At 64.8% G+C, this 13389-nt stretch carries 10 protein-coding genes; 3 read left to right on the forward strand and 7 right to left on the reverse strand.

What is annotated here, in order from left to right:
- Positions 1–166: 166 nt before the first annotated feature.
- From ACIPV6_RS20175 to ACIPV6_RS20200, 6 genes are all read right to left on the reverse strand, one after another.
- On the reverse strand, positions 167–997 hold the full coding sequence (locus tag ACIPV6_RS20175; protein ID WP_400272594.1) for an oxidoreductase: 831 nt from the start codon (positions 995–997) through the stop codon (positions 167–169).
- Between the two features lie 91 nt (positions 998–1088).
- Positions 1089–3065, reverse strand: coding sequence for an amino acid transporter (locus tag ACIPV6_RS20180; RefSeq protein ID WP_400272595.1), 1977 nt, complete (start codon positions 3063–3065; stop codon positions 1089–1091).
- Between the two features lie 146 nt (positions 3066–3211).
- Entirely contained in the window at positions 3212–3754 is a 543-nt protein-coding gene (locus ACIPV6_RS20185) for a GNAT family N-acetyltransferase (protein WP_400272596.1), read from the reverse strand.
- Between the two features lie 182 nt (positions 3755–3936).
- Positions 3937–4374 carry a rhodanese-like domain-containing protein gene (locus ACIPV6_RS20190; RefSeq protein WP_400272597.1) on the reverse strand — a complete coding sequence of 146 codons (438 nt, stop codon included), beginning with the start codon at positions 4372–4374 and terminating at the stop codon, positions 3937–3939.
- Positions 4375–4404: 30 nt separating this feature from the next.
- A complete protein-coding gene (locus ACIPV6_RS20195) occupies positions 4405–5544 on the reverse strand; it encodes an LLM class flavin-dependent oxidoreductase (protein ID WP_400272598.1) in 1140 nt (379 codons plus the stop codon).
- A gap of 134 nt (positions 5545–5678) precedes the next feature.
- Positions 5679–6869: an MFS transporter gene (locus tag ACIPV6_RS20200; RefSeq protein ID WP_400272599.1), complete on the reverse strand. Its 1191-nt coding sequence runs from the start codon at positions 6867–6869 to the stop codon at positions 5679–5681.
- A gap of 500 nt (positions 6870–7369) precedes the next feature.
- Between ACIPV6_RS20200 and ACIPV6_RS20205 the strand changes: the two genes are divergently transcribed.
- On the forward strand, positions 7370–9370 hold the full coding sequence (locus ACIPV6_RS20205; RefSeq protein ID WP_400272600.1) for a rhamnogalacturonan lyase: 2001 nt from the start codon (positions 7370–7372) through the stop codon (positions 9368–9370).
- 290 nt (positions 9371–9660) lie between these two features.
- On the opposite strand, the gene ACIPV6_RS20210 is transcribed toward ACIPV6_RS20205, so the two are convergent.
- Positions 9661–12333 (reverse strand): Tat pathway signal sequence domain protein, encoded by a 2673-nt coding sequence (locus ACIPV6_RS20210; RefSeq protein WP_400272601.1) that lies wholly within the window; start codon positions 12331–12333, stop codon positions 9661–9663.
- A gap of 145 nt (positions 12334–12478) precedes the next feature.
- Here ACIPV6_RS20210 and ACIPV6_RS20215 point away from each other — a divergent pair, with 145 nt between their 5' ends.
- On the forward strand, positions 12479–12826 hold the full coding sequence (locus ACIPV6_RS20215) for an ArsR/SmtB family transcription factor (protein WP_400272602.1): 348 nt from the start codon (positions 12479–12481) through the stop codon (positions 12824–12826).
- 12 nt (positions 12827–12838) lie between these two features.
- Complete coding sequence (locus ACIPV6_RS20220; RefSeq protein WP_400272603.1) at positions 12839–13336, forward strand: SRPBCC domain-containing protein; 498 nt, start codon at positions 12839–12841, stop codon at positions 13334–13336.
- Positions 13337–13389: the final 53 nt, after the last annotated feature.

A 13389-nucleotide genomic window follows, 5' to 3' on the forward strand; every position in this document is an offset into this window, starting at 1 on the left:
CTCAGGCTGTTTAACAGCCCCAAGCCTCTTCGCCCGGGGCCGCATCCTCGTCGGTGAGGTTGCTGATTCAGCTTGTACGGGAACGGGTTCCCTCATTCATGGTTCATGCTGCACACCCGGAAAAACAAGCCAAACGCCACAAGTGTGACCGATTACACGCTCCTCTTTACTCTGTGTAACCGGTGCTTTCGCTGCGCTCCCGCCAGCCGTCAACCTGTGCGCGCATGGCTTCCTCCACGGCGTTGTAGGCGTACACCGCGTCGGCCCCCAGGAGGAGGAATGCGGGCGTTTCGGGAGCCTCAACAGCACTGATGATCAGCTGGGCAGCCTTCTCCGGGTCGCCGGGCTGGGTGCCGTGGACGGTGTCGTTCTCCTTGCGGCGCTTGCCGGCGGTCTCGGCGTAGTCGTCAATCGCTACGGCAGATTGGGTCAGGGAACGCCCCGCGAAGTCAGTGCGGAACCCGCCCGGTTCCACGGCGGTCACCGAGATCCCCAGCGGAGCCAGTTCCTTCTGCAGCGAGCCGGAGATGCCTTCCAATGCTGCTTTCGTGGCCGAGTAGTAGCCCGAGCCGGGAGGGCAGATGCGGGCACCGATCGAGGAGATGTTCACGATTGCGCCGGAGCGTCGGGAGCGCATGCCGGGCAGGACGCCCTTGATCATGGCGACGGGTCCAAAAACGTTGGTGTCGAACAGGGCGCGGACGTCGGCGTCGTCGCCTTCCTCCACGGCGGCACGGTAGCCGTACCCTGCGTTGTTCACGAGTACGTCCACACCGCCAAAGCTTTCCTCGGCCTGCTGTACGGCGGCGTCCACCTGCGACTGCACGGTGACGTCGAGTGCCACGGCGAGGGACGTCGTCGGGAATTCCGCTGTGAGCTCCTGAAGCGGCTCGGTGCTGCGGGCGGTCACGACGGCGTTATCGCCTTGGGCGAGGACGGCGCGCGCCAGTGCCCGGCCAAGTCCGGTGGAGCAGCCTGTGATGAGCCAGGTGGTCATGGTGTTCCTTTCGGTGGGTTGTCCTCTCCCACTGAACGCTACTCCGCGGTGCTGCGGGAGTGACGGGTGATCCGGGTACTCCCAGTGCCCCTCAGCCCACGTGGACCCATGGCCGGCGGCTCACATCCGGTTCGGCCTCGCGGAGGACCTCACGCGTCACCGGGGCGATCTCGCCTTCGCCAAGGAACAGGAAGCGCAGCAGGTTGGTGATGGGGTTGCCCTCGGTCCAGCGGAAATAGATGTGCGGCATGAGCCCGGTGACGTCCCGGATATGGAGCAGCACGGAAGCGATGGTGTTGGCGATGACCGGGCCGTGGACTTCGAGGATCCGGTAACCTTGCCGCTCGATGCCTGTGACGTAGAGTTCGGTTTCAAAGTCGGAGGTGTCCTCCAGCACCACTTCCAGGAAGATACCGTGGTAGTTCAGCGGCAGGTGGCTTACTTCGATGGCAGAGACAAGCTTCTCCCTGTAGGCCTCCGCGGTGAGCCTGCGGGGTTCGTGCGCGATCAGCCTGATGGGTCCGGAATCGTCGTCGAGGATGAACTCAAGGGCTTGCCGGTCCAGGTGGACGTGGGTCGCGTGCAGTTCGAAGGACCGGCGCACCCTGGACAGCAGCGAAATGCCGATGATGCCCGCAATGAAGATCGCCGCGATCCGGATGCCCTCGGGCCGCTCCACGATGTTGGCCACCGTGGTGTAGACGAACACGGCGGCTATGGCGCCGAAACCGAGGGTCCGCTTGCGTTGATGACGACGGCGGGCGGACAGTGTTACTGCCACGGCGGCTGACGTCATGAGCACCAGGACGCCGGTGGCGTAGGCACCGCCCTGGGCGTCGACGTCGGCGTTGAACACCACGGTGATGAAGAACCCCACCAACGTGAAGACCATGACGAGGGGTCGGACGGCCTTGGCCCACTCGGGCGCCATGCCATAGCGCGGCAGGTACCGCGGGACCAGGTTGAGTAGGCCGGCCATGGCCGAGGCACCGGCGAACCACAGGATGGCGATGGTGCTGATGTCGTACACGGTGCCAAAGCCGATGCCCAGGTATTCGTGGGCCAGGAACGCCAAGGCACGTCCGTTGGCCTGGCCGCCGGGCTCGAACTCGTGGTCCGGGATGAGGACCACGGTGGTGAAGCTGGAGGTGATGAGGAACGTGCTCATGATCAGCGCGGCGGTAGTCAGCATCCGGCGGGTTCCCTTGATGCGTCCCGTGGGTTTCGCTTCGGTGTCGTCCGGGTTGCCTTTGACCTGCGGCATCACGGCCACGCCGGTTTCGAAGCCGGAAAGGCCCAGGGCGAGCTTGGGGAACACGATCAACGCGATGGCCACGGCCATGACCGGATTTCCGTGCGAGGTCCAGAGGAGCTGCCACCAGTCGCCAACGGCCGTGGGATGGGTGAGCACCTCGAACACCGTTGTTGCCACCACCACCAGATTCAGGCCCAGGTACAGAACCACCAGGACCACGGCCATGCCGATCGCTTCCTTGAAGCCACGCAGGAACACGGCCGCCAACAGGGCCAGCAGGAACAGCGTGACCAGCACGTTTTGCCCCTGCAACCAGCCCGGCATCACCGGGTTCTGGATCAAGTGGGCGGTGGCATCGGCTGCGGAGAGGGTCATGGTGATCATGAAGTCCGTTGCGGCGAAGCCCAGCAGCACCAGGACCAGGAGCTTGCCGCCCCAGCGGGGGAGCAGCCGTTCCAGCATGGCGATGGAACCCTCGCCCCGGGGACTTTCGCCCGCCACCCTCCGGTACACGGGCAAGGCGCCCAAGAGGGTCACAGCCACCAGCACGATCGTGGCCATGGGCGAGATGACACCCGCAGCCAGGGCGGCAATGGCCGGTTGGTAACCCAGGGTGGAGAAGTAGTCCACGCCGGTGAGGCACATGACCTGCCACCAGTGGTGCTTCTTCTCATGGGCCGTGGTGACACCGCCAGGACCTTGATGCCTGCCTTTGCTGTCCTGGAGGCCGAACAGGAGCCAAGTCTTGAACGACGTCCAGCCCCCGGGCTTGGGCGCCGAAGGGTCCGCGGGCGGCCTGCTCAACGTGGTCATGGGTTTCCTCCCAGCCCGACGCTCATTGTGTGAGCTGAACATAGCACCGCAAAGTGTGCTTAGTACCGGGCTGGGAGGATTCTTGATGAGTCCTTAACAGCGAGGGGCCGGCTCTCGGCGTTATGCATGTGCGAAAGGCGCGGGAGCTAACCCCTCGCAGGCAGCTCCAGCGTGTACACCACCAGTTGCACCTTGGGCGCGGGACGCGGTTTCTCGCGTTCGGGCCTGCGGACGTAGCCCAGTTGCCGGTACAGGCTTTGGGATGGTTCATTGTCGACGGCGGTATCCAGCACTACACGCTTGGCGCCTTGTTCCGCGGCCAGGCGCGCGGCCTCGTTCAGGAGCCGCCTGCCGAGCCCGGTCCGGCGGGTTTCGGGCAGCACGGCGAGCAGCCTGAGTTCCACTTCGCCTTCCGCGGCCTGGCGGCTGAGGTGGGAACCGTAGGGAAGCAGGCTCGCTGTTCCCACCAGCCAGCCCGTTTCGGCGTCTTCCACAACCAACAGCACGCCTTCGTGTGCACGCGCCGCGGCGTCGAGCAACAGGTGGAGCCGTTCGTCGTCGGGCTGGCGGGCGCCGGGCAGGTGATGGCCGAAACCTTCGTACGTCAGCCGCCCCACGGCGTCGTACTCTTCGTGGCGGGCCTCGCGGATCACGTAGGTGCCGGTGGCGGCGGTTGCTTGGGTGGTCATGGTGGTCCTTTCGACGACGGCGGTCAGCCCGTGCGGCGGGCGTCGGCGGCTTCCGCCGATCCTCTCTCACGAAACCGCCCTTTTCCGCCGTTCCTCTCTCACGAAATCGCCCTTATCCGCCGTTCCTCTCTCACCCGGTGATAGAGCGATTCGTTGCTAGCGGTCAAACGTCAGGGCGTTTGCTAAAGCTGGCCCCGAATTATGGACTCCGAGGCGGTTTCATCACGCTGGGCGGCTTCAACCGGTGGCTCCGTGGGCCCGGTGGTGGGGACGCCGACGTCGCGCAGGGCTGGGAATCCGCCGTCCACGTGGACCACATTGTCGTAACCCAGGACCTTGAGCTTCTGCGCGACGGGTCGCGAGCCGTTCACCGAGCCGCAGAAAACGACGATCCTCTGGTCAGTGCCGCTGAGCTGCGGGAGTCGGTGCGGTGAGTCCGGGGCGAAGTCCTCGTCCACGTGCTCGCGGTTCACAATGACGGCGCCAGGCACTGCGCCGGTACTGGCGCGGCCGCCTTCGCTGCGGACATCGATGACCAGCGCGCCGTCAGCGATCAACCCGGCCGCTTGTGCGGCAGTGATGAGTTGGGTATCTGTTTCAGTCGTGGTTTCGGTGGTCATTGATGCTCCTTTGGTTGGTGACGGACAAACTCAGAGACCCCAGGCCTCGGCGAGTAGCTGGTAGGAGCTCTCGCGGTCGCTGGGGTGGTGGGCGATGGTAGTGATGAGCAATTCCTGCGCTCCCGTTGCGTGCTGCAGGGTCCGGAGGTTGTCGCTGACTTGATGCGGGTCTCCCACAAAGCGGGTGTCCAGTCGGTCCTTGACCGACTCTTCGGCTTCGCCGTCCAGCGTGAAGTCCGCAGCGTCGTCAGGCGAAGGGTAGGGGATGGCGCCCTGGCCGCTGCGGATACCGTAAACCCACTGCGCGTAGCCGCGGGCCAAGCGACGGGCGCTGAACTCGTCAGGTGCCACCAGGACATCCGCGGAGACGATCACATGCGGCTCCGGCAAGGTTTCGGAGGGCTTGAAGTGTGATCGATACTCGGCGATGGCATCCAGGACGGTTGCCGGGGCCACGTGGTAGTTGGCGCCGAACGGGAGGCCCAGCTTGCCCGCGAGCCTCGCGCTCGGCCCCGCCGTCGAGCCGTGGATCCAGAACTGCGGCGACTGGCCCAGAGCCGGTGTGGCCGTGACTTCCTCACCATGCTTGGTGCGGTAGTCCCCGGTAAAGAAGCCGATGATGTCCTGTACGTCGTTTTCGAAGTTGTCCGTGTCGCCCGGGAAACGCCCCAGGAGTTCGCTCTGCAGGCGAAACTTCCGTGGCAGGACCGCGCCAAAGATGGGCCGGGGAGCGGGAACCACCAGTCCGTCCACTATGCGCTCCTCGGGTTCGCTGCTGTCCGGTGCAATAAAACCGGGCGCCGGTTCGCTGGGTGACTTGGGCGGACCGGAGCGTCCAAAGCCCAAGTCCAGCCGATCAGGGAAGACGGCTGCCAGGGTGCCGATGCTCTCCGCGATCTGGAGGGGCCGGTAATTGCCCAGCAGCGTCGCTGCCGTACCTACCCGGATGCTCTTTGTTGCCGATGCCACCAGGCCGGCGAGTACATGCGGGGACGAACCGGCCACCCCGTCGTTGAGGTGGTGCTCGGCCAGCCAATACCGGGAGTAGCCTGCTGCTTCCGTTGCGACGGCCAGGTTGATGGTGCTGCGCAGGGCCTCGCCGGAGCTCTGGTTGGCTGACACAGGGCTGAGGTCAAGGACTGACAAGGGAATCACGGAAGGCTTCGGCATGGCAGCACACTACGGAGCCCGGCGCGGGTGCCAAAGTCCCGCTGTCACTGTCCTCAACGGGGCTACATCCGGCTCAACCGGGGGCAACAGACCGTCACATGCGGCCTAAGCAGGCGCCGCGTTTGCGACCCAGATTACGCGGGGATGCGGGCCTCATGGTCCAACGGCCTTTTTGTTTGTCCTTTCCGACCCGCGACGCCGATGACCGCCAGACCCACGGTGGTGAGGACGGCGCTGGCCACGAAGATGCCGCGTTGACCGAAAGCCGTAGCCGAACCCAAGGCGATGATGGGACCCGACACGATCGCGCCGACGCGGCGTGTGTTCATGTACAGGCCGGTGGACAGCCCAGGCCGTGGAATCATCTGCTGGAAGAGGGGCAGTCCCACTCCGGCGATCCCGGCGAAGGACCACGCGTTCAGCAACTGCAGGGCCAGGAGCATGATGGGTTCCGTGACAAAGGCCAAACCGACGTAGTAGGCGACGCCGGCAACGCAGCTGGTGGCGATCAGGCTGAGATGCGCGAACCGGTTGCTCAACCTTCCAATGATCAGCAACGCTGGAACCTCAAGGGCCGCGGCAGCACCCAAGGCCACACCTGCCCACAGCACATCCAAACGAAGCGTTTCGGCAACGTAGACCGTCATGATGGTCATGGCTGTGGCATTGGTGGCCTGAAGCAGAATGAACGCCGCGGTAACCAGGACGATTCCCGTGCGGCTCACTGGAGACTCGTGGGCATCGGATGGGGCATCTTCGGTGCCGTCCTCCGGCTCCCGGGTGGACGCCCGGTTCTTCCTGATCATGGCCCACGTGGTGGCCATGTTGAGCACTGCGACTGCAGCGATTGCCAGAAGGATTGCCGGATTACCCAACCAGCCAATGATGAAGGTGGCCAGCGGGGGACCGGCCACCCACGCCACTGAGACGACGGCCCGGGTATTGACGATGGTGGACGTTCCCGCGCCGGAGTGCCGGAGGTGGGCGAACAGCATGGAACTTCCGACGCCGGCCGGCCCGCCCACCACCACCAGTGCGATCGTGGCAATGGGCAGGGTGGTTGCGAAGGCCAGGATCACCGCCAGCAGCAGTGTCATTGCGCCGCACGCAAGCATGGGAGACAGGTAGTCCCGCTTCTTGTCCGCGTAGGCCGGAATCACCAAGGAAGCGACGAACCCGCCGATGCTGTAGATGGCCAGCACCCAACCAACATCGGTTGTCGAAGCCCCGTAAAGATTCACGAGAATCAGTGCCAGGGCGGGACTCAGGAAAGCCATTTGGAGACCCCACAGCAGTGCGGACGCCGGCACCAGCGTCTTGTTCATGGGAGCATCTTTCGGTTATTCACGGGATTTACCGTACGAGGGGCAGGTCCACGCAGGGAGTGACTGTCAGTACCCCGGAGAGCCGTGGGCCGAGTGAGAGAGCGTTGAACGGGAAGGGCGGTTTGGTGGGAGAGGGATGGCAGGGAAGGGGTATTCGGTGAGCGAGCGTCCGGTTTCGGGGAGGGGAGGGATTGGGGCGGGGAAGGGGAGGGGGAACAAAAGTGAACGTCAAGAGTCGAAAACTCCCAGTTATTTCCAGTCAAACCCTTGACCAAGGTGTGGAGCGCTGTAAATATAGACCCCGGAAAGCGTTTTCACTCCCCAACTAAGTCGCAGTTGACGTCGTTATGAGCGCTCAGAACGACCTGAAGTGCGACCTACTTGGGTGCGCAACCTCGGATCCCGACACTTGAAGGAAGGGATGCTTGGGGCCACGTTAGTGAAACGTTCCAAACTCGGTTGGCGGACCCTCCGCCGCCCAGCATCAAAGGAGATGTTCTTTGGCTTACCCCTCGAAATGTTCCTCCCGCAAACCGCTCGTTCCCCTCACCGCCACGGCCACCCTTGCCGCAGCAGCCCTCGCCTTCACGGGTGTGCCCCTCGCGCAAGCGGCAACCACGCAAACAGCGCAAGGCAACGCACCCGCCGTCGTAAGCGCTGCGAAGGACCAAACGCCCAAGCGCCAGGTCGAAAACCTGGACCGCGCCCCGGTTGCTGTCCTCACTGACCAGGGTGTGACCGTCAGCTGGCGCATGCTGGGCCTGGACAAGGACAGCATCGGTTTCCAAGTGCTGCGCGACGGCAAAAACATCACGCCCGAACCCATCCGCAATTCAACCTTCTTCGTGGATCCCACGGGAACGGCCACCTCAAGCTACGTCATCAAGACGGTGGGCAATGGCCAAGGCAGGGACAAACTGACCGAGGCTGTGACGCCGCTGGCGCAGAACTACCTCGCGATCAAGCTGGACAAGCCTGCGGACGGCGTCACCCCGGACGGCAAGGCTTACACCTACTCAGCCAACGATGCCACCGTGGCGGACCTCGACGGCGACGGCAAGTACGAGGTCATCCAGACGTGGTCGCCGTCCAACGCAAAGGACAATTCGCAGTCCGGCTACACGGGCAACGTCTATGTGGACGCCTACAAACTGGACGGCACCAAGCTGTGGCGCATCGACCTTGGCCGCAACATCCGGGCCGGCGCGCACTACACACAGGTACTGGCGTACGACTTCGACGGCGACGGCAAGGCCGAGGTTTCGTTCAAGACGGCGGATGGCACCACGGACGCTTCAGGCACCGTGATCGGTGACGCCAACGCCGACTACCGCAACAGCGCCGGCTATGTGCTGGCCGGCCCGGAGTTCCTTACGGTATTCAAGGGTGAGACGGGAACCATCCTGGACACAGTCGCCTATGAGCCTGAGCGCGGATCGGTGGCCGGCTGGGGCGATAACTACGGCAACCGCGTTGACCGGTTCCTCGCCGCCGTCGCGTACCTCGACGGCGAACACCCGTCCATGATGTTCAGCCGCGGCTACTACACCCGTACCGTGCTGGTGACCTATGACTTGGTGAACGGCAAGCTCGTGAAGCGTTGGACCTTCGATTCCAACACTGCCGGCGACGAGTACAAGGGCCAAGGCAACCACAACCTGTCCGTGGCCGACGTTGACCAGGACGGCAAGGACGAGTTCGTTTTCGGTTCCATGACCATCGACGACAATGGCCAGCCCCTCTACAACACCAAGCTCGGGCACGGCGACGCCATCCACACAAGCGACCTGGACCCGTCACGGCCCGGGCTGGAAACCTTCGCCGTCCACGAGAGCATGAGCCAGAGCGGCAACCGCGGAGCAACCTTCCGTGATGCAGCTACCGGCGAGGTCCTGTGGAGCATCCCGGCCACCAAGGACACCGGACGTGGAGCTGCAGGCGACATCGATCCCCGCTACCAAGGTGCCGAGGGATGGGCCGTGGGCGGAACGGCGGCGTGGGATTCACCGCGTGGCCAGCTGATGTCCGCCAAGGGTGAGCTGATCGCGGAGAACATCCCCGCCGCGAACTTCCTTGCCTGGTGGGATGGCGACCTGCTCCGTGAAATCGTCGACCACGACTACGACGCCACCGTTTCCCGCGGCGTTCCCACCATCTCCAAGTGGAACTGGGAAACCGAAACCAGCGATCGCCTGCTGACCGCCGAAGGCGCCCGCAGCAACAACACCACCAAGGGCAACCCGTCCATCCAGGCGGACATCCTGGGTGACTGGCGCGAGGAAATCGCGTGGCCGTCCACGGACAGCACGGAGTTGCGGATCTACACCACCACGGCTCCCACCGAGGTTCGCCTCCGCACGCTGATGCACGACACCGTGTACCGCACGGCCGTGGCCCGCGAGAACGTGGCGTACAACCAGCCGCCGCACCCGAGCTTCTTCATCGGTGAGGGCATGAAGGCTCCGGCCGCACCCGCCGTCGTATATACCGGCAAGAAGTAAGCCCCAACAACAAAGCCGCCTGCCCCTTTCGGAGGCGGGCGGCTTTGTTGTGTGCGGCGACCGGTGGATTCAGGTGTACCGTCCCGACCTTCTTTCGGCCCGGATCGCGGAAAAATCAACCCGCGTGGGCTGATTATCGCCTCGAAACGCGGCAAAGTGGGTGGTGGCGGCACAGCTCGTACGACGCCGGACCCTCCAGCGGTGGGCGGAGAACCGACGCGCCGGGCTGCGGCGCGCAGGAAGTACGACGCCGGAGCCTCCAGCGGTGGGCGGAGAACCGACGCGCCGGGCTAATGCTGCGAGGCGCCCGCCGGCAGGTGCCCGCCCACGAGGGCCAGGTTCTGGATGACGGCGAGGCCGAACTGCGCGGCGTCGTTCGTGGAGACGGTGGGGGCCTCGTCAACCGGCGCCAGGACGTAGGGCGGGAGGATCTTCTGCACGGTGAAGGCCTCCGCGTGGTTCAGGTTCTCGCCCCCGACGCTGAAGCTCTCCCAGGCCGCGGCAGCCAACTCCGCCGAACCCAGCCGGGCCGCAGCGTACGCGGTGAGGCGGCTGTGGGCTTGGGTGAGGTAGATGCCGGACAAGGGCTGCCCCACCTCCGACGCCTGCGTTGCGGGGGAGGCCAGGAACAACCGGCAATACTGCATCCAGGCCTGCTCGAAGGCCGGGGAAGGAACCAGGTTGATGAGTTCGCTGCAGATTTCCACGAGCCCGAACACAGCACTGAGGTGGGAGACGCTGATGACTTCCCTTCCGGCGTCGAACCTTCCGGCGTCCAGGTCGTAGAGCGCCTCACCAGTGAGGAAGCCGTATTTCAGCGCACCGATGTCCTCCATGGTGCCCAGCAGCCGGTCGCGGGAGCGGGGGTTGCCGGTGCGTTCCCAATCGGTGAGCCAGGTGGCGGCGAGCGATCCCCAGTCCGTGCCAAGGCCAACGCCCAGCGCGCCGCGGTCCGGGCGGTAGGTGTTGGCGTCGGGCCGGACCTTGCGGACGGGGTCCAGGCCCAGGAAGTTCTGGTCGCTGTCCACGAGTTCGGTGAGGAGGTCCCCGGTGCGTTCGTCGGCGGTCAGGTAGTAGTAGAAGCGCCGGTAGGCGGGGTTGCTGATGCGCAGCTGCTTGGCGCTGCAGCCCCAGTGCTGGACGTTGTGCCGGGAACCAAGCCCGCGCCAGGGCCCGGAGTGGTACACATCAACTTCGCCCGTGTGCCGGGTCATGGCCTCGGCGAAACGGAACACGTCGGCGCGGCCCGAGCGGAGGTACATGTACCAGAGCCACAGGTCTGGCGAGAGCTCGGAGTTGTCCCAAGCGTAGCCTCCTACGTCATAGCGCCAGACGTGCCTGTCGGAGTCGTAGGTGTGCATCACGTCGCCGTAGTTCCAGAACCCGTACCAGCGGCGTTGCTCCTGTTGGCCTGCGTAGAAGTCGAACAGGAAGTCCAGTTTGTCCTCGAGTTCGGCGCGGGCGGGGGTGCTGCGGTCTACCGGGGCCCAGTCGCCGAAGACGCTGCATGCGTGGAGGTATGACGGCGGAGCCTGCAACAACGGAGGAGTGGATGCAGCGATGGCGTCTGAGGCGAGGGATTCCGTGGACGGCCTGGCCTCGTAAGCGAACAGGGTCAGCTCGTGGGTGCGCGCGATTCCCGTGGGGGTTCCGAAGCCCGGCTCGTAATCCTCGTACGTGATCTCCAGGCCTTCGAGCTGCTCCTCGAAAGTGTCCTGGCCCAGGCCGTCGTGGTAGAAACGCAGGTCCATTGGCTGGGCTTCGGGGGAGTACAACCACGTCGTCACTGTCGCCTCTGAGGAGGCTGCGCGGCGGATGTCCAGCTGCCCGGGGTGCGACTGCCAGAAATCGCGCACGCCAACACCGAACCCGCCACGCAGATCGCTGAGCGAACAGAATCCGGCGGCGCGCGTCCCTCCCGAGATCCCCACCCATCCGTGCCCGGTCGCGGTGCGTTTCCGGAGTTCGAAGCCGTCGGCGGACAACTGCGTAAGGGTGTAGTCATTCCACGAAGGAATGAGGTGCAGCCGTTCCGAGACTTCCGGATTCCACGTACCCAACGCCGGCGTGGCGTGTCCGGCCACCTGGGCCCGCCGCACGGCTTCGCCCGGATCGCGCCGCAGCCCGGTCAAACCCCTGACGCCTTCCACCAGGAAGCCGCCGTCCGCTCCGGCGAGGCGCACGTGACGATCGTGCAGGGCGCTCTCCAGTGGCACGGTGAACCGCACGCCAAGTCCCGCCAGGAAGTCCTGTTCAGCCTCGCCGTCCCACACGAACGAGTGCATCATGCGGACACTTCGAGCGCCGGCATGGAAGGTGAAGCGCACCGTGAAAGGCAGCCACTCACGCGTTCCCGTATCCGCTTGATGCACGCCCTCAAGGCGAACCACAGCCCGGATCGGCCCGCGCTGTTCCACAGTGACCGAGCGGACGTGTCCGGTGAAGCCGTCGCGTCCTGTGCTGCCGGCGCCCTCCACCACTCCGTGCTGCAGGAGGCTCACCAACCTGGCGTCGGAAGCCACCACCGAGCCATCGCGGGACAGGCTGCGGAACAAGGACTGCCCGCCGCATGGAATCACCATGTCCAAGGGTCCCGTGGAGACGGCAACAGTATCTCCGGTTTCGGTGACGGTCACTTGGGGCGAGCGTACGACGGCGGCCGCCGCGCCGCCGTCGTGCGCTTCCGTTGCGTCCGGATCGCCGGAGCCGTACCGGACGGTGTACGCAGGGGAGGGCTGCTCCGTTGCAGCGATGGCAAGGCCGGCCCACTTGAGGGTCCCGTCCGGCCAGGTTGCGAGGGGCCAGGCCTGGGCAGGGATGCGGGTGCCCTCATGGTCTTCGATCGAAACAGCAGAAGCAGCCTGAACTGCACCCCGTGGGAAGGGCATCCCCCACGTGGCACCTCCGCTGAGGGTGGCCGGGGGTTCGCCGTCGATCCACGTTGCCGGGGCGTGCTGGGTCATGGAGATTCACCTCAAGAGTCTGGGAAAACGCTTTCTTTGTGACGTTTCAAAAACCTACCCCGGGCGTGATGCGGGCCGCAAGGGGAGTCCGGAGATGCCGGCAGGCCATTGACTCCCCAAGCCGCCCGCAGTATCGTACAACCAAATGGTTGTAGATCAGCTCAGCAGCAAACCGTCCGACGTCGAACTGGACCGCCTTTTCCAAGCGTTGTCCGATGCGACGCGCCGCGACATCGTGGCCCGCGTGACTGCCGGGGAGTACACGGTGTCCGGGTTGGCTGCGCTCTACGCCATGAGTTTCGCGGCCGTGCAAAAACACGTCGCGGTCCTGGAACGGGCCTCCCTGGTGTCCAAGGAAAAGCGGGGGAGGGAGCAGATTGTGCGGGGCAACCATGATGGCCTGCACAAAGCCCGGCACCTGTTGGATCAATTCGAAGACGTCTGGCGGCAACGGGCCGGCCGGATTGCGGACATTCTCGCTGAAGATAACTGAAAGGGATCTGCCATGGCTGTTGTCAGTGTGGACAAGAACGTTGAGGCGCTGAGCTTCACCATTGTCACCGAGTTCGATGCCGGGGTTGAACGCGTCTGGCGCATATGGGAGGACCCGCGCCAACTGGAGCGCTGGTGGGGACCGCCCACCTGGCCCGCTACATTTCCCAGCTACGACTTCACTCCAGGTGGCAAAGCGGCGTATTACATGACCGGTCCCGATGGCACCAAGGCGCGCGGCTGGTGGAAGATCACGGCCATCAATGCGCCCGGACACCTCGAATTCGACGACGGCTTTGCGGACGAGCACGGCGAACCCGTGGACCACCTCGGCGTCACGCATGCCACAGTGACGCTCGAACCCCTGGGCGGGCGGACCCGAATGACCCTCACCTCTGTCTTCGAGTCCACAGAGCAAATGGAGAAAATGGCCGAGATGGGCATGGAGGAAGGTCTGCGATTGGCCATTGAGCAGATCGACGCCCTGCTCGGGGAAACCGCCAACGCCTGAACGCCGTATCAGCGTCAAAGAAAAGCCGGCGACGGCGGGAGCCACCCGTCGTC

Origin of the sequence: Paenarthrobacter sp. NPDC089988 (assembly GCF_044748465.1) — a bacterium.
Classification (GTDB): Bacteria; Actinomycetota; Actinomycetes; order Actinomycetales; family Micrococcaceae; genus Arthrobacter.